General features: G+C 63.0%; 18 protein-coding genes. 7 read left to right on the top strand and 11 right to left on the bottom strand.

The window, feature by feature from the left end; translation table 11 throughout:
* Nucleotides 1-150 precede the first annotated feature (150 nt).
* Nucleotides 151-501 carry a zinc ribbon domain-containing protein YjdM gene (locus PMI42_RS21210; protein WP_008137841.1) on the bottom strand — a complete coding sequence of 117 codons (351 nt, stop codon included), beginning with the start codon at nt 499-501 and terminating at the stop codon, nt 151-153.
* Between the two features lie 448 nt (nt 502-949).
* Between PMI42_RS21210 and PMI42_RS21215 the strand changes: the two genes are divergently transcribed.
* Nucleotides 950-1,795, top strand: a complete 846-nt coding sequence (locus PMI42_RS21215; protein ID WP_008137842.1) for an FkbM family methyltransferase — start codon at nt 950-952, stop codon at nt 1,793-1,795.
* A gap of 301 nt (nt 1,796-2,096) precedes the next feature.
* On the top strand, nt 2,097-2,786 hold the full coding sequence (locus tag PMI42_RS21220; RefSeq protein WP_008137843.1) for a hypothetical protein: 690 nt from the start codon (nt 2,097-2,099) through the stop codon (nt 2,784-2,786).
* 32 nt (nt 2,787-2,818) lie between these two features.
* Here the strand turns inward: PMI42_RS21220 and PMI42_RS21225 are convergent, their stop codons facing one another.
* A complete protein-coding gene (locus PMI42_RS21225) occupies nt 2,819-3,796 on the bottom strand; it encodes a hypothetical protein (protein ID WP_035966254.1) in 978 nt (325 codons plus the stop codon).
* A 270-nt stretch (nt 3,797-4,066) separates the two neighbouring features.
* On the opposite strand from PMI42_RS21225, the gene PMI42_RS21230 reads away from it, so the two are divergent.
* Nucleotides 4,067-4,393 carry a hypothetical protein gene (locus PMI42_RS21230; protein WP_008137848.1) on the top strand — a complete coding sequence of 109 codons (327 nt, stop codon included), beginning with the start codon at nt 4,067-4,069 and terminating at the stop codon, nt 4,391-4,393.
* Between the two features lie 30 nt (nt 4,394-4,423).
* Here PMI42_RS21230 and PMI42_RS21235 read toward each other — a convergent pair whose 3' ends face one another.
* Entirely contained in the window at nt 4,424-4,642 is a 219-nt protein-coding gene (locus PMI42_RS21235) for a hypothetical protein (protein ID WP_008137850.1), read from the bottom strand.
* A 121-nt stretch (nt 4,643-4,763) separates the two neighbouring features.
* Complete coding sequence (locus PMI42_RS21240; RefSeq protein WP_008137853.1) at nt 4,764-4,979, bottom strand: hypothetical protein; 216 nt, start codon at nt 4,977-4,979, stop codon at nt 4,764-4,766.
* A 201-nt stretch (nt 4,980-5,180) separates the two neighbouring features.
* On the opposite strand from PMI42_RS21240, the gene PMI42_RS21245 reads away from it, so the two are divergent.
* The 3 genes from PMI42_RS21245 (at nt 5,181) to PMI42_RS21260 (ending at nt 8,130) form a co-directional block, all read left to right on the top strand.
* Complete coding sequence (locus tag PMI42_RS21245) at nt 5,181-5,633, top strand: pyridoxamine 5'-phosphate oxidase family protein (protein ID WP_008137854.1); 453 nt, start codon at nt 5,181-5,183, stop codon at nt 5,631-5,633.
* Nucleotides 5,634-6,074: 441 nt separating this feature from the next.
* Complete coding sequence (locus PMI42_RS21255; RefSeq protein ID WP_008137855.1) at nt 6,075-7,052, top strand: ornithine cyclodeaminase family protein; 978 nt, start codon at nt 6,075-6,077, stop codon at nt 7,050-7,052.
* Nucleotides 7,053-7,098: 46 nt separating this feature from the next.
* Entirely contained in the window at nt 7,099-8,130 is a 1,032-nt protein-coding gene (locus PMI42_RS21260) for a Bug family tripartite tricarboxylate transporter substrate binding protein (protein ID WP_008137856.1), read from the top strand.
* Nucleotides 8,131-8,708: 578 nt separating this feature from the next.
* On the opposite strand, the gene PMI42_RS21265 is transcribed toward PMI42_RS21260, so the two are convergent.
* The 5 genes from PMI42_RS21265 to PMI42_RS21285 form a co-directional block, all read right to left on the bottom strand.
* Nucleotides 8,709-9,224, bottom strand: a complete 516-nt coding sequence (locus tag PMI42_RS21265) for a ParB N-terminal domain-containing protein (RefSeq protein WP_008137857.1) — start codon at nt 9,222-9,224, stop codon at nt 8,709-8,711.
* 275 nt (nt 9,225-9,499) lie between these two features.
* Entirely contained in the window at nt 9,500-10,093 is a 594-nt protein-coding gene (locus tag PMI42_RS21270) for a hypothetical protein (RefSeq protein WP_008137858.1), read from the bottom strand.
* Nucleotides 10,094-10,429: 336 nt separating this feature from the next.
* Nucleotides 10,430-11,551: a GAF domain-containing protein gene (locus PMI42_RS21275; protein ID WP_008137860.1), complete on the bottom strand. Its 1,122-nt coding sequence runs from the start codon at nt 11,549-11,551 to the stop codon at nt 10,430-10,432.
* A gap of 29 nt (nt 11,552-11,580) precedes the next feature.
* Nucleotides 11,581-12,642: an adenosine deaminase gene (gene add, locus PMI42_RS21280; protein WP_157195792.1), complete on the bottom strand. Its 1,062-nt coding sequence runs from the start codon at nt 12,640-12,642 to the stop codon at nt 11,581-11,583.
* Nucleotides 12,643-12,924: 282 nt separating this feature from the next.
* Complete coding sequence (locus PMI42_RS21285; protein ID WP_008137863.1) at nt 12,925-16,695, bottom strand: vitamin B12-dependent ribonucleotide reductase; 3,771 nt, start codon at nt 16,693-16,695, stop codon at nt 12,925-12,927.
* 763 nt (nt 16,696-17,458) lie between these two features.
* Here PMI42_RS21285 and PMI42_RS21290 point away from each other — a divergent pair.
* Nucleotides 17,459-18,355, top strand: coding sequence for a DMT family transporter (locus PMI42_RS21290; RefSeq protein WP_008137865.1), 897 nt, complete (start codon nt 17,459-17,461; stop codon nt 18,353-18,355).
* A gap of 52 nt (nt 18,356-18,407) precedes the next feature.
* Here the strand turns inward: PMI42_RS21290 and PMI42_RS21295 are convergent, their stop codons facing one another.
* Nucleotides 18,408-20,645, bottom strand: a complete 2,238-nt coding sequence (locus PMI42_RS21295; protein WP_008137867.1) for a CHASE3 domain-containing protein — start codon at nt 20,643-20,645, stop codon at nt 18,408-18,410.
* Entirely contained in the window at nt 20,642-21,055 is a 414-nt protein-coding gene (locus tag PMI42_RS21300; RefSeq protein WP_008137870.1) for a response regulator, read from the bottom strand. The genes PMI42_RS21295 and PMI42_RS21300 overlap by 4 nt, the downstream gene beginning before the upstream one ends.
* Nucleotides 21,056-21,088 lie beyond the last annotated feature (33 nt).

Genomic DNA, 21,088 nt, shown 5'->3' on the forward strand with positions numbered 1-21,088 from the left:
CTGGCTGCTGCTCGGCGAGCCGCCGACGATGTTGCAGGCGGCCGGACTCGTGACGGTGCTGTGCGGGTTTTATCTGGCACAGCGGCAGCGGTGACGGGACGGCGCGAACGCGGCCGAGACAGCGCTGCCGCGCGGATGGCCGCGAGCAGGCTATGCCTTCTTCACGAACTCCGACTTCAGGTTCATCGCGCCGATGCCGTCGATCTTGCAGGCGATGTTGTGGCCGTCGGTGGCCTCCTGGAGGCGGATGTTGCGGACCTTGGTGCCGCCCTTGACGACCGAGGAGGAGCCCTTGACCTTGAGGTCCTTCATCACGATGACGCTGTCGCCGTCGGCGAGCACATTGCCATGGGCGTCGCGCACGCCCGTCTCCTGCGACGCATCCGCTTCGGCGCCGGCCGCAGCGCTCCATTCATGGCCGCATTCCGGGCAGATCCAGAGATCGCGGTCCTGATAGGCATGCTCCGATTGGCAGCTCGGGCATTTGGTGGCATCGGTCATGGCAGGTCTCGTCGCTCGGAACGTCTCGGGGCGCGTTGCGCGGCCGCACCGTAGGGGCGGCGCGAGGGAATGCAAGGAAAAGCTGGTGTTGCGCAAGGCGGACGGATGCCGTTCAAGAAAATCTCGAAAACAACCCCATGCACAGTAGAAATCGCCAGCGTTTTCAATTGTTCGTAAAAACCGAAAATGATTTGACGCGTCGGGCAAAACAGGGGTAGTATGAGAAGGTCGGCAGGTGCGACGGCCAGCGGTTTGTCGCCCGGATGGTGCGCAGCGCAATCCCCGGCCGGCGTAGCCTGAGGCAACATCCCGGATTGCGCTGCGCTTCATCCGGGCTACGCACTACGCACCACCTCGCGCATCCGGGCTGGAGCCGATGCCGGGACAAGCCTCGCGTAAGCGCGCGCTGCGATGGTGGCCTCCACTTTGGGGTAGAGGAGATTCTGCAATGCCGATCGCGGGGCAAAAGCTGGCCTTTGTCATGGCCTCGTCCAACCACGGGACGATGATCGTCAATCGCTTCGACTATCGGATGACCGGTCCCGATGACGGCTACGGCGTGGGATTTCAGATCCTGGAGACGGCCGCTTTCGACCCGGTCGAGGTCAATGTCGCGCTCGAATTGTTGGCGTTGCGACGCAAGTACCACGGCGACGGCGTGATCGCCATCGACTGCGGCGCCAATATCGGCGTGCACACGATCGAATGGGCCTCGGCGATGACGGGCTGGGGCTCGGTGATCTCGATCGAGGCGCAGGAGCGGATCTACTATGCGCTGGCGGGCAACATCGCCATCAACAACTGCTTCAACGCGCTGGCGGTGAATGCGGCCGTGTCCTCCGAGTCCGGCACGATGCAGATCCCGAACCCGAACTATTTTGCGCCGTCCAGCTTCGGCAGCCTGGAGCTGCGGCAGCGCCCGGGCAACGAATTCATCGGTCAGCCGATCAGCTATACCGACAACACCGTCGTCGTCCGGAAGCTGACGCTGGACGAACTCGACTGTCCGCGCGTCGATTTCATCAAGATCGACATCGAGGGCATGGAGATGGAGGCCCTCGCGGGCGCCCGCGAGACGATCCACAAGCATCGCCCGATCCTGCTGATCGAAAAGATCAAGACGGATGGCCGGCAGCTCGAGCAGTGGCTGCGGGAGCACGGCTATCACGCCATGGCGCTCGGCATCAACGTTCTCGCCGTGCATCAGAGCGACCGGAGCTGGCGGGATATCGACCCGCCGCGCAGCGCCGGCCCGCAGCATGAATCGCGCGGCCTCGCGACGATGAATGCCTAGACCGGCTGCGCACTCGCCGTCACTTCGCCGGCGCGCGCGACGACATCGGCCACATTGCGATCCAGATATACCCGACCATGCGGCGGGGCGCGTGCACGTGGTGTGCACCCACCAGGCGCCTCGCAGGCCCGCTGCGAACGCGTGGGCGCAGGCGCTTGCTTTTCCTTGGCATGGGACTTGTGGGACCGGCTAGGATGGGGTGAGCCGTTGCGAGATCCATCAGCCCGGACGTTGATAGGCATCGGTTCGGCGCCGGGCAGGACTCCGCAGCCCGCTCCGCATGATCAGGCCGTGAGGCGAGATGCCAACAAAGCCGTCAAGAAAGCTGAAGACCTATCAGACCTCGCTCGGCTTCTATGACCAGGCGATCGCCGCACCCTCGATGAAGGCGGCGCTGGACGCGTGGGGCGCCAAGTCCAACCTGTTCCATCAGGGCATCGCCAGGGAGACCGATGACCCCGACATCGTCGCGGCGACCCTGGCGGCCCCCGGAATCGTGCTCCGGCGGCCGGTCGGGTCGGACGGCGCATTCACCGAGCATTCCGAACTGCCGAGCGATCTCGCCGGGGACGACGGCAAGGTGAAATCCAGGTCGAGGCCGAAGAAGGGTTCAGCCAAGAGTTTGGCCAAGAGTTCGGGCAAGGGTTCAGGCAAGAGTTCGGCCAAGCGTCCAGCCAAGCATGCGGCGAAGTCCGGGAGCGACGATCGACAAGCGCGCGCAGCCGCCGCGGCCTTTGCCAAGGAAGAGCAGCGACGCGACACCGCGCGCCGCAAGGAAGAGGCTGCCCGCGCCAAGGAGCGCGCGCGCCGGGAGAAAGCCGTCGCAGCCGCCGAGGCGGCACTGGAGCAGGCGAGGCAGGACCACGCGGCGCGGTCGGACGAGATCGAAGCCGAGCGGGCCGCGCTGGACGAACGTGCCGGGGCCGAGGAGGGACGGTGGGACAAGCAGCGGATCAAGCTGGAAGCGGCGGTGCGTCGGGCGCGGGAGTAGGGTGGCCACAGCAGGCGCTCCGCGCCGTCGGCTCACCAATCCGGATCGCCGTAGGGATCGACCATATAGGGCGGCGGCATCCAGGGCCCGCGCGGCGGCGGCCTGGGCCGCCTTGGTGAGGCCGTCTGCACGTGCGGCCGCACCGGCGCAGCCGCATCGTTGCCCGTCGCGCTCCGCACGACGGGTCTGGCGGAGGCGGACGTGGATGACGTCGTCAGTTGGGACTGCAGCGCCTGGACCTGCGCGGCGAGGCGCGCATTGTCCGCCGCATCCTTCTCCTGCGCGGCCTTGAGCTGTTGAATGGTGTCGGCCTGCTCGCGCAGCGTCTGCTCGTTGCGGCTCTTCAGTTGCTCGAGCTTTGCGTTGATGCTCGCAAGCTCGCCGGTGATGGTCTTGAGCGATTGCGCGAGATCGGAAGATGACGGCTCAGCTGTGGCGGCAGGCTTTGGGGCGCTTTCCGTTTCCTTGGCTACCGGCGGCGCGGGCATTGAACTTGGCCCGTCCGCAGCAGCCAGGAGCACGGCCGGTGGCTGCGTCGGGCTTTCCGCCGCGGACGCTGGCGGGGGCTCGCTCGCCGCCGGCGGCGCCCATCGCGCCATGATCGACCTGGTCATCACCTTTGCTTCATCGCGATATTGCGAGGCGAAGGCGGCACCGAGAATGCCGATCGCCAGCACGAGGCCAACCAGGGCACGCATCATGGTCCGATCTCCCCTCAGGCCTTGATCGCGAACCCTGCTGTCCGGTGGCGGTGCCTTGTCCCTGGGAGTCTTGTCTTCCGGAGTTTCGGCTGCCTTCGCTCCGGCGCTTGCCTGCGCGGGCCGCGGAGCTTCGTTGCCGCGTTCCATTCCGGAAACCAGCCGATCCAGCCGCGCGAGGTCTTCCTCTGCGCTCTTGATCCGGTCATAGGCCCGCGCCAGCCCGCCATCGGCGCGCGCCTCGTCCGGCTTGACGGCATCAGGTTTGGCGGCATCAGGTTTGGGGTCGTCTGGCACGAATGCGCGCTCCATCCAGTCGGGCGTCAATGGGAGTGCGGCAGTCCGATCGTCGGAAGGATAGGCCTCGCCGTCGGCCAACACAACGCGCGTGCGAAGGAGAAATTATGGCCGGCTCGGGGGCGGGGCGGATCGAGGCACGACACCGAATTGTCGTTCGTGGACGGGATGAGCGACGTGTCCGCCGGAGCTCGCACGGCGAAGGCGGAAGCGCTTTCCGGAGCCGTGCCGGCGGCAGGATCGCGGTTCCGTCCCTATATGAGCCGAAGTCCATTTGGGAATGCCATGTCTGACAAGTCCGTGAAATCCGCAAAGCCTGTGATCGTCCGCCCGCGCCGCGCGGCGCCGGTGCTGGTGTGCCGCAAGTGCCTCAAGCGCAGCGACGAGGGCGCCGATGTCAGGCGTGCGCTGAAGTCGCTGATGAAGGCGAGCAGGCCCGAGGGCAGCAAGGCGGCAAAGCTCGTCATGACCGGCTGCTTCGGGCTCTGCCCGAAACAGTCGATCGTCGTCGCGAGCGGCGCCAGCCTGCAGCGGCAGGAATATGTGCTGGTTGCCGACCGCGATCAGGTGCCGCGCGCGCTTGCGCTTTTGAATGGCGAGGACGCGGAGTGAACTTGCTTGCAGATGTCGCCGCTTCGGGCATCACCTTGTCTTGACGTGCACACGCTTTGGCGGTCCGGGTTTCGGGGCCAGCAGCTTGAGGGTGATGCCGTGCTGCCAGGCGCGGGCCCTGACAGCCTTTTCACTGCGCGAAAGAGTGGCCGCGATCTCGTCGGCGCGCATGCCTGATTCCGCCAGGGTCTTCAGCCGGTGGTGCTCCTCGGCCGTCCAGCGCTTCACCAACGGCCAGGTCGACTGCATCAGCCCAATTCTCCCGCGACTTGCTTCAGGGCTCGCATAGCGGGGCGGGCTGGCCGCGTATGTGCACTTGTGAACAGGAAGGGCGCCCCAGGAGACTTCTCCTGGACGCGCATCGCTGAGCCTATTTCTGCACCACGCTTTGCGTGCCGGTCTTGGCCGGTGCGGGTTCCCACGGAGCCGGCAGGATCACGCGAATGGGCCGGGCCTCGCCGGCGTGGTCGCTCACGCTTGAAGCGACCCGTGCGGGCTGCTCGTGTCCGCCTTCGGCCGCGGCCACTGCGATGGAGGCCAGGATGAAACTCGCCGCAATCGCCACAACCCGTAAATCAAAAATCATTGTCGCCGTCCTCCGTTGCCTCAGAGAACGGCGGAGCGGCAAGAAAGTTCAGGGGAAACGATGGAGGTGATGCCCGGATGACGGTGATGGTGCACTCAAACCAACGCCGTCCAACGTCGCGCCTCACGATTTGAGGCGCGTCAACATCCTCGTGCGCGAGGCCGGCTATCCTGACCAGGGGCCGACATGCAGAGGCGTGCGATGGACAATGCAATCAGACAAAAGATCCAGACCTTGCTGGACCGGCACCGGACCATGCGGATTGCGACCTTGCGGGCCGACGGCTGGCCGCAGGTGACGACCGTCGGCTATGCCAACGAAGGTCTCACCATCTATTTCCTGTGCGGCCTCGACAGCCAGAAGGCGCAGAACCTGTCCCGGGACGATCGGGTCTCGCTCGCCATCGATGACGACCCGGCAGAGGTGATGGAGATCACCGGCCTCTCCATGGCGGCGCGGGCGCGAACCCTGACCGATCCGGCCGAAATCGAGAAGGCGATCGGCCTCCTGATGTCGCGCTATCCGGAGCAAAAGGCCGCCGGCCTGCCGATGCCCAACCCGTCCGAGGTTCGCCTGATCGGTCTGACGCCGACCGTGATCTCGCTGCTCGGCTATTCCAAGGGATTCGGCCACACCGACCTGGTGGAGTGTTGATGCAGCGGGCTCACTGGGTGGGATGATCGCGCCGCCGGCCAGGGATCAACCGGTGCGACGCCGAACTTGGTGCTGACGGTCAGGCGGGCGGTATCGACGACGAAGCGCCGGCTCTGCGTGATCGTCGTCGTGCGGACGTTTCCGATCCGGTCGACCGCGTTGACCGACGGGCGCCCGCGCTCCAGCCCACGCGCGTCTCGGACGGTCCCGGCGAAGCTCGCGCTGCCGCAATTGCCGCTGCCGGGGCGTGGCTAAAAAAACGTCGCGGCGCTCAAATTCCCTTCAGATGTGTCCGCTTTCCCCAGGGATTTCAGGACCTGGCTGCCTAGAAGACAGCATTGAATTTTTATCTGAATACAGGAATAGTTGGGGGATGGATCAGGTGCGTGCGGCGATGGCGATTGCGATTGCGATAGATTGGCTGAGCGCGGAGGCGACGCCATGACGCTGAATGTCGCGGATGATGAGCTGCTGTATCTGTCGCAGGCGGATGTGGTCGCATGCGATGCGCAGGTCGGCGAGCTGGAGGCCGCGCTCCGGCATGCCTTCCTTCGCCGCGCGGAAGGCGGGGTCTGGTCGCATCCCAAGGTCACGATCAGCGCGGGCGGGGCCAACATCTTCCGCGGCAAAGGCGCGGTGATGGATCGCCCGGGCTATGCGGCGTTCAAATGGTTCGGCTATTTCCCCGGCAACAGCAATGGGGTGCCTGATTTCATGCCGCTGATCGTTCTCAACGAGATCGAGACCGGACGGCCGGTGGCCATCATGGACGGTGTCTGGATTTCGGCGATCCGCACGGCGCTCATCTCGCTTGTCGCGGCCCGCTTCATGGCGCGCGCCGACGCGGGCACGATCGGTTTTCTGGCGTGTGGTGCCCAGGCGCGAAGCCATCTCGATGTGTTCGCCGCGGCGTTTCCGTTGACCCATGTCGTCGCGTTCAGCCGCCGCCTCGAGACGGCGGAGGCCTTCGCCGCCAAAGCCCGCGAGAAAGGCCTGCAGGCGCGCGCCGTGTCCGATCCGCGCGCGGCGATTGCGGGGTGTGACATCGTCATCAGCTCCGTTCCGCATGGTTCGCCGACCAATCGACAACTCGATGCCAACTGGGTCGAGCCGGGCACCTTCGTCTCGTCGGTGGATCTCGGCTTCGGCTGGAAACGCGACAGTCTTGCCGCCTTCGATCGCACCATGACCGACGACCGCGAGCAGAGCACCGCCGGTCCGAACGGAGTCCTGAATTACGACGGACCGTTCGCCGGCGATATCGCCGATCTCGTGTCCGGTCGCATCGCCGGGCGCACCCATCGCGACGAGCGCAACGCATTGATCTTTTCGGGCGCGGGCCTCGCGGATCTCGCCGCTGCGGCTTTCATCTATGAAGCGGCATGCGCCAAGGGCATCGGCACGAGATTGCCGCGTTGAACGGATATCGACGCGCCTCGCACGCGTCACGGAATGGAGCTTAGGGATGAGCAAGACATCGTCGCCGGGTCAGCAGATGCAATCTGTCAATTCCAAGAGGGCCATGATCGGCCGCCGCCGGTTCATGGGGCTCGTCGGCGGCTCTGCGGCGCTGCTGGCCGCGCCGCGGATTGCATCGGCGCAGGCCTATCCTGACAAGCCGGTTCGCGCCATCGTCACCTTCGCGCCCGGCGGCACCGCCGATGTCTATGCGCGCCTGGCCTGCGCGTATCTTTCGGAAAAGCTCGGGCAGCGCTTCGTGGTGGAGAACATCGCTGGCGCGACCGGCAACCGCGGAACGGTCCAGGCGGCGCGGTCGACGGCGGATGGCTACACGATCCTGTTCGCGCTGAGCACGCACGCGGTCAATGCGTCGGTCTTCACCAACATCCCATATGATCCGATCGCGGATTTCGTCGCCATCAACCTGTCGGTCTCCTCGACGCACGTGGTCTCCGTCAATCCCACGCTGGCAGTCAAGGATGCGAAGGAACTGGTGGCTTACCTGAAAGCGCGGTCCAATCAGAATTACGCGCATGGCGGCGTCGGGACCCAGGGGCATCTGCTCGCGGAGCGCTTCAGGGTGACGCAGAAGCTCGATATCGTCGGCGTGCCGTTTCCAGGCGCAGGCCCGGCGGTTCAGGCCGTGGTCGGCAATCATGTGCCGATCGGGTGGACCACCATGGCATCCGCCGGACCGATGATATCAGGGCGGCAACTCAACGCGCTCGCGGTCACCGGCAAGACCCGCTCGAAACTGCTGCCGGATGTTCCGACCATGATCGAGCAGGGATTTCCGGAGATCCAGGGTGACACCTGGGTCGGCGTCATGGCGCCGAAGGGGACGCCGGACAGCGTGGTGACGATCATCAACACCGCGATCAACGAGTTCCTGCAACAGCCGGCGGCGCAGCAGCGCCTTGCCGAGGTCGGCTTCGACGTCGTGAACAAGGGCCCGGCCGAATTTTCCCGCATCCTGGTCGAAGAGACCGGGTTCTGGAAAAAGATCGTGGACGAGACGGGCGTGAAGGTCGAGTAGGTCGTCGACGCTCTCGTAGGGTGGGCAAAGCGCAAGCGTGCCCACGCTTTATTCGTGATCGAGATAGGTCGTGGGCACGGCGCGAGCGCGCCTTTGCCCACCCTACGGCGCAACGAGGCATCGACGTTCAGTGCGCCTCACTTTTTGCGGAGGTTAGGCTTGGGGGCCTGTTCCTTGATAAGCGCGGCGATGCGGGAAACGGAGCAGCGAACGTTTTGGACGTTTTGGAATGACGCTGTCGCGATCGTGTCGGGAAGCATCTGTGGCGACGTTATTGGGTGGGCTCTTGGCGGGGCCGTATGGGGTCTGTTCTTGTTGGCGAAAAATTACAGCGCCTTCACTGGGGTGGCCGCAATTGCATGTGGGACGCTTGTTCTTGCTTGGGCCGCATGGCGATCATTCAGAGCCGACACCGAAGCCGCCGATGATCCTGACGACGTGAGAGGCAGCTGATTGACGAAAATCGCGAGGGGCACGAGATGGGAAGAGCGAAGCGAAGACCATCAACAGTCGTGGCGGAATGATGGGTCTCGCAAGGGTTCAATCCGTCCTGCGGGCTGTCATCGTCATTCCGGCAATCAATAGCGTTCGCCGCTGCCCTTTTGCTGATTGATCCAGGCCGACAATGATTTCGGCGCCGATTTCGCGGCCCGGCCCGGTGATGCCTTCGCATTGTCGCGGACGCCTTTCGCCGGACGGGCGCGCGACGCCTCCGTTGCGCCAGCGCCCCTCAAGGCAGACGTCGACGCCTCCGCGGCTTCCTTCTCAAGCCGCAACTGTTTCAAGCGCGCCATCTTGAGGCGCTCGGCCTCGACTTCGGGTCGCTCGGCGAGCGATGGCTTGGGTTGAGCAAGCTCGGCCGTAACAAGGACACCGAGAATGGTCGTCTCGCCGAGCGCCTTGCAGGCCTCTAACCGATGCAATCCCTCGACCAGAACGAGGCGATCTCCGTCGAGCCGGACGGAAATGGGCTCCTGCTGTCCGATCTCCAGCATACTTTCTGCGATCTCCGCAACGCTCTCGGGCTTGAGGGCTTTCTTCTGCTTCGTGGGAACGAAGATCTTCTCGATCGGGAAGCTTTCCGGCTTGGGCATAAGTTGACTCTGGTTCTAGCGGGCCCGTCGGAACCCATGCCGGTGGGTTAAGAGTCTAAGGGGGGAGGGGCGCAGACGCAAAGGCAATTCGGGGGCGGGGTGTTGATGAGCATCGAAGCCGGAACCGATCTGCGATTGCGGCGACAGGACTGGCACCGTAATTCGGCATGCTGATCGCAGAAACTAGCCGGATGAGCGAAGCGATATCCGGGGCTTCGAGTGCTTGGCTTCCCGGATATCGCTGTGCTCATCCGGGCTACGCTCGCTGCAATTGTTCATTCAACGGTCAGATTCGTTTCTTTCGGCACGTCGCCGGCATTCGTGCGGAGTAGGCATCGCATCGCACGCGCCGCTGGAGTGAACGCTGCGTCGTACGAAAAGGCATGCCAATCGATGTTCTCTCGGGCACCCAATTGATCCTGGTGAAGCTTATCTCTGACGCTCTTCACGCTATCGACGTCCGCGCCAAGATCGGACTTCGCCTCGGGATCGAATTTCTTCGTCAGAGAGGGTTTCCATTGAACGATGGGGATGCGGTTGGCGTCGGACCCGTCCAAACCGTTTTCCCTTAGCCAGAGTGCGGAGCCCAGACCCTCGCATATCGAAAACATGCCCACGCAGAACTCGAAGTTGAGCATGTGAAAGTAGGACTCGAAAAGAAGTTTGCCCTGCTTTGCGTGGGGAACGATCAGCGCGGCCTTCATCTCCATCCCGACCAGAACGTGTTTGAGATTGGAGATCAGTCGTCGCTGAACTTCCTGATGGAGGCTCGCCGGGAGACATTTCCTGATCCAGGCTTCCCAATCTGACGCGGTGGAACGGTGAACGTATCCCGAGGGTTGCTTGGGCAGATCGATAAGGTAGAACAAATTCGGTCTCCTTGTCTGTCGCGCCGCGATATTCCGTTTTTCGATGGAGCGTCGAGAATTGAGGTGACAAACACTCACTTTAAAGTGGATATGATAGTTAAGTGCACCGTAATTCATGGGTTTTGTGGGGAGCGGGTGGGATGGGTTGAACCCTTGCGAGAGCCATCACCTGGCTGAGTTGACGGGTATCGCTTCGGTGAAACCCATCAATAGCCGTCAAGGAATGATGGGTTTCGCAAGGGCTCCTACGGGCTGCGATGATGTGGCAGTCGCGTACCAGTAGGCGCAGGCAGAGGAGACGAGAGCGGGCGACAGGAGCGAACACTGCTTATGGGTTTACCGAGGTTTGCGTCGAACGGTCTGTGACTGAGGCGTCTCATTGGTGGTGAGCAGTGCGTCTGGGGGCGCGGCAAGAACTCGTTGCGTGTCAGTTTCAGCTTCAATAGTCACTGCGTCATTGGGGGCGGGCGCTCCTCGTAGCCTCTCAGTGAGGTCGCGCATAGCCTCATCTACAACGCTGATGAATGCGATATACGTTCCGTAGGGTCTAATCAGACTCGCTACCTTATCTTCCTGAGTGCGGTCGCCCTTATTGCCAAAGTACAGGTCCACATGGGTGTCGACTGTGATAACACCAATAACTTTGTTTGAGTCTTGTCCGTACCCCTTTGTTACGGGCACACAGATCATCGAGGTATAGTTGGAGCTTTGATGTGCGTAGTTGTCTTTCCATTCGTGCCGATCTTTGAAGTCCTCAATGACCGGTCGACTTTTTTCCCAAGCTGTACCGGCACAACCCTCGCCTTTAAGATAGGTAACATTCATAGACATCGAGCGAGGAGGATTGTCATCTCGAGTGTGCCATCCAAAATATATGAGTCTTTCGCCTTCAGGCTGTCCCTGCACCTCCATGTAAGTGGCCCTGAACCAGGCTTCCGTTCTTGGAATCATGCGGTATTTGCTGGCGCTAGCGCTCAATGAGTCGCACAAGTCCTTGAGAGTTTGATTGATGGCAGGCAGCTTCGCGATACTATTTGCTCCATACTGAATGATCGCCAAATCGCCACTTTTTAAAGCCGAGACCGCAAAAGTGTTTCGACGCAATCGCGCCGTAAGAAAATCCTCGGCGACGGCGTACATGTCAAACTCAGCGGCTGATTGGCGACTCTCTTCTTCAGCAGTGGCCTTCGCTCGCTGTTCAATATCTTTCGATGTTTCAGAAAATAAATATTCCATAACCACGGAGACAACCAAATAAATGCTGCTCACGGCGGCGACAGTTGAATGAGATGCATGCTCGAACATGGCGCCAATCGCCACGAGTGTGAACGCGCTGGCTACGCGATAAGCAACAACAGGCCATTTCATGTCGATGAGAGATCTTACGCGGCGCAGTAAATTGCTCCAGCGTTTGGACTCTCCCCTGGACCTGGTCGATGGGGCTTCAGAATCGTTCATCCTGAACCTCGCCGAAGATAACCGTGCAACTAAGCCAAATTGGCTATTAAAATGTTGCGGGTATTGTCGTCCGCGAATGCGGCCCGAGCCGACGCCCTACATAGTTGTTTGACGTCATCGATTGAATACGAAAAAGATTTGGCGACTTTGTATAGCTCTTCAGTAAGTGAGGTACGACACCGGACCGGATTGTCGGTGCAGATCACGAATGGAATGTTTCTTTCTCGCAATCTTTCCAACGGTAATTCGCGATAGCCGTTGACGATGCCGAGGAATTTATTGCTGGTGGGGCAAATCTCGAGGACGCACTGTCGTTCCGCAAGGAGATTTAGCGTGGGCTCGCTCTCAACAGCCGCTATTCCATGTCCAATTCTAGAGGCGTGCAGATGGCGTATAGCGTATGAAACGTTCTCGGCCGGGCCAACCTCTCCTGCGTGAATTGTGACGGGCACATCAAGATCGTTGGCCATATTGAAGAATGACGTGAATTCTGACGCGTCGGCGGCTAGCTCATCGCCGTTAAGGTCGACGCCCACGAAGCACGAAGCATGCTCTCTGATGATATAGAGCATTTTTGCAAACATCTTTGAGCGCGTTGCTGGGGCCAATTTAGAATATACGTGACGGGGAATGCCAAGGATGCACTTGGTTGTGGTGCCAAATTTGGAGTCAGCTTCACGTAGGGTGACGGTGACCGTTTCGGCGAATTCCTTGAAGGAGTATTCGCTGCGGTCTCCTAAAAACGCGCGCGGCCCAACTCGCAATTCCGTATAAATCACATTATCAGCAGCCGCGTCCCGAACAATCTCAATTAGGATTTCGCGAACCGCTGCCAGGGACACGAAGAGCTTATTTAAAATCGGCCATGGAATGAAATATTGCTGATGATCCGAGACGCTTTCCTGGGAGAAAAGGATCTTGTCTAAATCGGCTGCAATATAGGTCGGCAGCTCTACTCCATATTTGGCTGCTATCCGCACGGCGGTTGCCGCGCTAATTGATCCTGTCACGTGTCGATGAAGATCTATCTTCGGAAGAGAAGCGATTCGATGAAACAGAGATGCGTCTGTTTCATCACTTAGAAAGGACATTTGGTCAGGGGGCCTCGACGATTGGCGTCGAACAGGTGACTGCCGAAACGCGTATGTCATGATGCCCTGACCGCCGTGGCGCGATGCAATATTGGGAGGCTACGTAAGCGTATGCAATGTATGCGGGAATTTCCAGAAGTTACCTAGTCTAGCTTGGGAAGTAAAGAGAGCATGATTCGAGGGTGTGGGGGACAGCCAAAATCAAGAATTCACGCCAAAGATCGCATCTTCTGTCCGAAGACCGTCAAGCGCCGAAGACTTGCCGTCCCCCACCATGTCCCTTTACGAACACCCCGTCGTGCTGCCGCAAGTATCGCACTTCATACACGTGCCATTCCGCACCAGCGTGAAGTTGCCGCACTCGCTGCACATCTCGCCTTCGTAGCCCTTGGCCTTGGCTTCCGCGCGGCGCTCGGCCTTTGAGGGAGCCGCGACCGTCGCGGCGCTGCCGGCCTTGCTCCACTGGAGGGCTTCGAGCTTCTCCGTGGGCGAGAGGTCGTGGGCCACTTCCTGCTTCAGCGCGACTGCGCCTTCCAGGACGTCGCCGACACGGGCGCTGGCGCCGTGGCCGGCGAGAGCGGTGACCTTGCTGCCGCCGGAGGGCGCGCTGTCGTTGCCTTGCGCGACCGCAGCCGAGCCGCCGCGCATCACGAACAGATTGTCGGTGCGGGAGCGGGTGAGGCCGCGCGAGACCAGGCGGGTTGCCTGGTGGTTCTGCTCGTCCGGCTCCTTGCCTTCCTCGACGCCCTTGCCGAGCGCGTCGAAATTCGACTCGGTCGGATCGACATGGGCGAGGTCGAAGCGCGACATGTAGCTCACCGCGAGCTCGCGGAAGACGTAGTCGAGGATCGAGGTCGCGTACTTGATGCTGTCGTTGCCCTGCACGGGGCCCGCCGGCTCGAAGCGGGTGAAGGTAAAGGCGTCGACATATTCCTCGAGCGGCACGCCGTATTGCAGGCCGAGCGAGACGGCGATTGCAAAATTGTTGATGAAGGAGCGCAGCGCCGCGCCTTCCTTGTGCATGTCGATGAAGATCTCGCCGAGACGGCCGTCGTCATATTCGCCGGTGCGCAAGTAGACCTTGTGGCCGCCGACGACCGCCTTCTGGGTGTAGCCCTTGCGGCGATCCGGCATCTTCTCGCGCTCGCGCATCACGATGATGCGCTCGACCAGCTTCTCGACGATCTTCTCCGAGACCTGCGCGGCACGCGCCGCCATCGGCTTCTCGTAGAGGCTCTCGACCGCATCGTCCTCGTCCTCATCGTCGCTGATGAGCTGCGAGTTGAGCGGCTGGGAGAGCTTGGAGCCGTCGCGGTAGAGCGCGTTGGCTTTCAATGCGAGTTTCCACGACAGCATGTAGGCGGACTTGCAGTCCTCCACCGTGGCGTCGTTCGGCATGTTGATGGTCTTGGAGATCGCACCGGAGATGAAGGGCTGGGCCGCGGCCATCATGCGGATGTGGCTCTCGACCGACAGGTAGCGCTTGCCGATCTTGCCGCAGGGATTGGCGCAGTCGAACACCGGATAATGCTCGGCCTTGAGGTGCGGAGCACCTTCCACCGTCATCGCGCCGCAGATGTGGACGTTGGCCGCCTCGATCTCGCGTTTTGTAAATCCGACGGCCTGGAGGAGATCGAAGCCCGGAGCCGCGATGGCTTCAGCGCCGATTCCCAGCTGGTCGCGAATAAAATCTTCGCCAAAGGTCCACTTGTTGAAGGCGAACTTGATGTCGAAGGCGGTCGGCAAGGCCTTCTCGACTTTTGCAATCGCCTCGTCGGTGAAGCCCTTGGACTTCAAGGTCGAGGCGTTGATGCCGGGGGCGTTGGAGAGCGAGCCGTGGCCGACGGCGTAGGCCTCGATCTCCGCGATCTCGCTCTCGCGATAGCCGAGCGCACGCAGCGCCGCGGGGACCGCGCGGTTGATGATCTTGAAGTAGCCGCCGCCGGCGAGCTTCTTGAACTTCACCAGGGCGAAGTCGGGCTCGATGCCGGTGGTGTCGCAATCCATCACGAGGCCGATCGTGCCCGTGGGCGCGATGACAGTGGTCTGGGCGTTACGATAGCCGTGCTGTTCGCCGAGCTCGAGCGCCGCATCCCAGGCCGCCTGCGCGTGGGTGACGAGGTCGGTCTGCGGGCAGGACACGAGGTCCATCGGCACCGGGTTGACCGAGAGCGCCTCGTAGCCGTTGGACTGGCCATGGGCGGCGCGGCGGTGGTTGCGGATCACGCGCAGCATGTGCGCGGCGTTTTTCTTGTAGCCGGGGAAGGTGCCGAGCTCGGCCGCCATTTCCGCCGAGGTCTTGTAGGTGATGCCGGTCATGATCGCGGTCAGCGCGCCGGCGATGGCACGGCCTTCCTTGCTGTCATAGGGCAGGCCCATGGTCATCAGCAGGCCGCCGATGTTGGCGTAGCCGAGGCCGAGCGTGCGGAACTCGTAGGAGAGCTCGGCGATCGCGCGGGACGGGAACTGCGCCATCATCACCGAGATTTCGAGCACGATGGTCCAAAGCCGGCAGAGATGCTCGTAACCCTCGACGTCGAAACGCTTGGAGGGGATGTCGTAGAACGTCAGCAGGTTCGCGGAGGCGAGGTTGCACGCCGTGTCGTCCAGGAACATGTATTCCGAGCACGGATTGGAGGCGCGGATGTCGCCGGACGCCTTGCAGGTGTGCCAGTCGTTCATGGTGGTGTTGAAGTGCAGGCCGGGGTCGGCCGACGCCCAGGCGGCGTAGCCGATCTTCTCCCAGAGGTCGCGCGCCTTCAGCGTCTTCGTCACCTTCTTGGAGGTGCGGGCGTTCAGGTTCCAGTCGCCGTCGGTTTCCACGGCGCGCAGGAAATCGTCCTTCAGCGAGACCGAGTTGTTGGAGTTCTGGCCGGAGACGGTGAGGTAGGCTTCGCTATCCCAGTCGGTGTCGTAGATGTCGAACTGGATGTCCTTGTAGCCCTGCTTGGCAAACTGGATGACGCGCTTGATGTAATTGTCAGGCACGAGGCTGCGGCGCGCGAGCTTGATCTCGCGGCGGAGGGCAGGGTTCTTCTCGGGATCGAAGCAATCGTCGCCCGAACCTTCGCAGTTGACGCAGGCCTTCAGCACCAGCTTGAGGTGCTTCTGGTTGATCTTGGAGCCGGTGACGAGAGCCGCGACCTTCTGCTCCTCCTTCACCTTCCAGTCGATATAGGTCTCGATGTCGGGGTGATCGACGTCGACGACGACCATCTTGGCCGCACGGCGCGTGGTGCCGCCCGACTTGATCGCGCCCGCGGCGCGGTCGCCGATCTTGAGGAAGCTCATCAGGCCGGACGAGCGGCCGCCGCCGGAGAGGCGTTCGCCTTCGCCGCGCAGGCGGGAGAAGTTGGAGCCGGTGCCGGAGCCGTACTTGAACAGGCGGGCCTCGCGGACCCAGAGGTCCATGATGCCGCCCTCGTTGACGAGGTCGTCACCGACGCCCTGGATGAAGCAGGCGTGCGGCTGCGGATGCTCGTAGGACGATTTCGACCGGGTCAGCTTGCCGGTGAAGGGGTCGACGTAATAATGGCCCTGGCCGGGGCCGTCGATGCCATAGGCCCAGTGCAGGCCGGTGTTGAACCATTGCGGCGAATTCGGCGCGACCATCTGCATGGCGAGCATGTAGCGAAGCTCGTCGTAGAAGGTCTGGGCGTCCTCGTCGGAGGAGAAATACTTGCCCTTCCAGCCCCAATAGGTCCAGCAGCCGGCGAGGCGGTCGAACACCTGCTTGGCGCTGAGCTCGCTGACATAGCGCTCCTTCTCGGGGAGAGCAGCGAGAGCCTCGGTGTCGGGCACGGAGCGCCACAGGAAGGAGGGGACGGATTCTTCCTCGACCTTCTTCAGGCGCGCGGCGACGCCGGCCTTGCGGAAGTATTTCTGGGCGAGCACGTCGGAGGCAACCTGCGACCATTCGGCCGGGACCTCGACGCCGTCGAGCTTGAACACGACCGAGCCGTCGGGATTCCTGATCTCCGACGTGGTCTGGCGGAATTCGATTCCCGCATAAGGTGACTGTCCCGAAGTGGTGTGGCGCCGCTCAATCCGCATCGTCTTGCCCCGTCCTTTTTTGTGCCGGACTGCCTCCGCTGGGGCGCCCGGGTCGCTATTTCATTTCGCGAATCCGTCCGGCCCGGATGGCCTGGAAAGCTTCGCAGTTCAGCCGGTGGTTCCGGCCCTGTTTTTCCCGGCGATGTCGGGTGCGAGCACCTCTCATCCGCCGGCATGTCCAGACCCAGCCGCCCCCAAGGGGATGAGCCCGACATGCGTTCAAACGCCCCACACCAACACAACGTCTACCGATGCCATCCGAGCCTGTTGCCGGCCCGTTCTGGCGCCCTGGAAGTCCGCTTTCCCAAGGGCAGACAAGCCCTTCTCCCGCTGCCTTCGTCTGGCTTGGCGGAGTGCAGTTTTGCGGACCCTTTGGGGGAGTGCCGGCGGGACGCAAACTCACTCGCGCCGAACGGACCGGAAGCTAGGACTCTCCAAAGCGCCCGTCAAGAACTAGTGCGAGTTCCTGAATCAAATACTAAATATGGTGGATTGCGGGGGATAACAGGGGGCAAGCCCGCGCCTGTTGTTCGCCCAAGTATCAGTGAGTCCTCAGGGATTCCCAACCGAAAAAATTTGCATCCCGTGGTGTTCCGGACCCTTCCACCCGCTGTTCACAGGGCAGCTATATTTTGGGGCAACGGGCTTGCGCCGGCGGGACTCACGTAGCGGTACGGAAGCTGAGGGCAGGCATGCCCGCCGAGGTGGTGGCGGGGGAGCCGAATCCGCGCCAAGCTGAGCCTCCTTTTGCCGGACTGCCCACATGCTTGATTCGACCCGCCGGGATGCGCGAGCGCGCATCGCCCCGGCCGGCCTGATGTTCCTCGCGATCACCTCGATCGGCTGGGGCTTCAACTGGCCGGTGACGAAATTCCTGATCGCCGAGCTGCCGCCGCTGACCTTGCGCGGGGTGACGGGCGTGCTCGGGGCGATTTTGCTGGCCGCGCTCGCGCTGGTCCGCCGCGACAGCCTCAAGGTGCCCAGGGCGATCTGGCCGCGGCTCCTGACCGCCGCCATGCTCAACGTCACCGGCTGGATGGTGCTGATGGGGCTGGCGCTGCTCTGGCTGCCGGCCAGCGAGGCGGCGCTGATCGCCTATACCATGCCGGTGTGGGCCTCGATCATCGCCTGGCCGGTGCTGGGCGAGCGGCCGACCTTGCTGCGCACGCTGGGGCTGGTGATGGCCTTCGTCGGCCTTGCCTCGATCATGGGCGGCAACGGCTTTGCCGCCAGCGTGGAGAAGCTGCCGGGGATCGTCATGGCGCTGTTCGGCGCGTTCGGCTTTGCCGTCGGCACCGTGTTCTCGAAGAAATATCCGATCCGTCTGCCGCCGGTGACGGCCGCGGCCTGGCAGATCGGAATCGGCTGCCTGCCGATCTCGATCATCGGCCTGCTGGTCGAGACCACGCATCTGGAGAAGGTGACGCCGATCGGCTGGTGGCTGCTGGTCTATTCGACCGTGGTGCAGTTCTGCATCGCCTATGTCAGTTGGTTCGCCGCGCTCTCGCGCCTGCCGGCCTCGGTCGCCGCGATCGGGACGATGGCGGTGCCTGTCATCGGCGTCGTCGCCTCCGCGATCGCGCTGCATGAGCCGCTCGGGCCGGGCCAGATCGCGGCGTTGATTTTTACGCTGGCGGCGGTACTGCTGGCGACGCGGTGAGTTGCGACAGCACGCAGGATGAGTGTCGCTGCGCTCAACCCATCCTGCGAACTCAACCCAGCGCCTTCCGGATCATCTCGGCGAGCTGGTTGCGGCGATAGGGTTTTGTCAGCAGCAGCACGCCGTCGTCGAGCTTGCCGTGATGCACGATGGCGTTGTCGGTGTAGCCGGAGGTGTAGAGCACCTTCAGACCGGGGCGGCGCTTTGCCACTTCCTCGGCGAGCTCGCGCCCGCTCATGCCGCCGGGAATGACGACGTCGGTGAAGAGCAGATCGAACGCCTGGCCGGCCTCGATCAATTGCAGCGCGGCGCGGCTGTCGGGCGCGGCGATGGTCTTGTAGCCGAGGCTCTGGAGCTGGGCGGTGACGAAGTTGCGCACCAGCGGATCGTCCTCGACCACGAAGATGGTCTCGGCGCCGCCTTCGGCCTGCGGCGCGGCACTGGCTGCCATTTCCGTCGTGCCTTCGCCCGGCGGCAGATACAGCTTGATCGTGGTGCCGTGGCCTTCCTCGCTGTAGATCTTGATGTGGCCGCCGGACTGCTTGACGAAGCCGTAGACCATGGAGAGGCCGAGGCCCGAGCCTTTGCCGACCTCCTTGGTGGTGAAGAACGGCTCGAACGCCTTCTGCTGGATGTCGGGCGGCATGCCGGTGCCGGTGTCGCTGACCGCGAGCATCACGTAGGGGCCGGGCACCACGTCCGCATTGGCCTGCGCATAGGCCTCGTCCAGCACGACGCGATGCGTCTCCAGCAGCAGCTTGCCGCCATTCGGCATGGCGTCGCGGGCGTTGATGGCCATGTTGAGCACGGCATTGGTGAGCCGGGACGGATCGATATGCGCCGTCATCGGGCCCTGTTCCAGCACGGTCTCGATCTGGATCTGCTCGCCGAGGGTGGGGCGCAGCAGTTTTGCGATATCCGACAGCGCGGCGTTGATCTCGACATTGCGCGGCTGGAGCGGCTGGCGGCGCGCGAAGGCGAGCAGGTGCTGGATCAGCTCGGCGCAGCGCTCGGCGGCATCGTCGATCAGGCGCGCCACGCGCTGGAGCTCGGGCTGCTGCTTCAGGCTCGCCACCAGCGTCTCGGTGTTGCCGGAGATGACGGTCAGCATGTTGTTGAAGTCGTGCGCGACGCCGCCGGTCAGCTTGCCGATGGCATCCAGCTTCTGCGACTGGTGCAATTGCCGCTCGGTCTCCCGCGAGGTGGTGGCGTCGTGATAGACCAGCACGGCGCCCGAAATCTCGCCCTGTGCGTCCCGCATAGGCCGGCCGCTGATCATGAGATGGCGCGCCGGACCGCCGCCATGCGGACGGACGATCATCTCCAGATCCTCGAACTGCTCGCCGCGCAGCACCCGCGCCGACGGCAGCTCCTCGGCCTTCATCGGCGTGACGCCGTCGCCCTGGAAGACGCTGGACAGCGCACGCAGATTGCCGAGGTTCATGCCGGTGCGATGCAGCAGCATGCGCTCGGCGGCCGGATTGGACAAAAGGACGGTGCCCTCGGCGTCGATGACCAGCACCGCCTCCGCCATGCTGTGGAACGTGCTCTGGAGCACGTTGACCGACAGGCGCAGCTCGTCATGCGCGGCGACGAGGTGCTCGGTGCGCTCGGCGACGGCGGCCTCGAGCTGCGTCTTGGCGGCCGTGGTCTCCAGCAGCGTGCTCTTGAGCGCGACCTGGGTGCGCTGGCTTTCGCGCATCACCATCACGACCAGCAGCAGGATCACCAGCGCGCCGGCGACGTCGATGCCAAGCAGCACGATGCCGGTGCGGCGCGAATCCTGCGAGCGCGCGGCGAGCAACCGTTCTTCCTCTGCGCTCAGATGGTCGAGATTGCCCATCACCGTGTCCATCAGGCCGCGGCCCTCGCCCTTGCCCTGGAGCGCGGCAATGCCGGCCTGGTCGTTCGCATTGCGCAGGCGGATCGCTTCGGCGGCGATCTCGACCCGGCGCAGCGCCAGCGGCTCGCTGCCCTCCAGAAGCGCGACCTGATCGGGATTGTCGCGCACGCCGCGCTTGAGATCGGCCAGCGCCGGCGCGATCTGGGCGTGCACCGTCTGGAACTCCTCGTTGAAGCTCGCGCTGCGATAGATCTCGTAGCCGCGCGCGGCACTCTCGGCGCGGCGCAACAGCAGGCGCAGATCGGAAATCTTCCGCTGCACCTGGACGGTATGATTGACCCAGGTCGTGTCGGACCGCGACTTGACGTCGAGGCCGATCGAAGCTGCGGTGATGATCAGGAGGATGGCAAGTCCAGCACCGAGAATGACGCGCTGCGAGGGGATCAAGGGGCTTCTTTCTTGTCCTTCGGCAGTGCGGCCTCGCCAAGGCATTCCCGGATCGTCGTCAGCAGCGCGTCCGGCGTGAACGGCTTGCGCAGGCAGCGCGTCGCACCAAGCTCCAGCGCCATGCGCAGGAAATCGGGAGTGGGCGAGGCGGACGAGGCGAAGGCGTAGCCGGACATCGCGATCAGCGGAATCGCGGGCGCACGCTCGTGAAAGATGCGGATGGATTCGAAGCCGCGCATGTGCGGCATGAAGATGTCGACCAGCATCACTTCAAACGACTGCGCTTCGAGCGCAGCCAACCCCGTTTCGCCGCCATCGGCCAGCGTGACGTCGAAGCCCTGACGTTGGAGGAGGACCTCGATGGTCGCGCCGACCATCGGATCGTCATCTACCACGAGGATACGCGGCATGACATTTCCCAGTACATCGAAGTCCCCGCATTG

It is taken from the genome of Bradyrhizobium sp. YR681 (assembly GCF_000282615.1).
Taxonomy (GTDB): Bacteria; Pseudomonadota; Alphaproteobacteria; order Rhizobiales; family Xanthobacteraceae; genus Bradyrhizobium.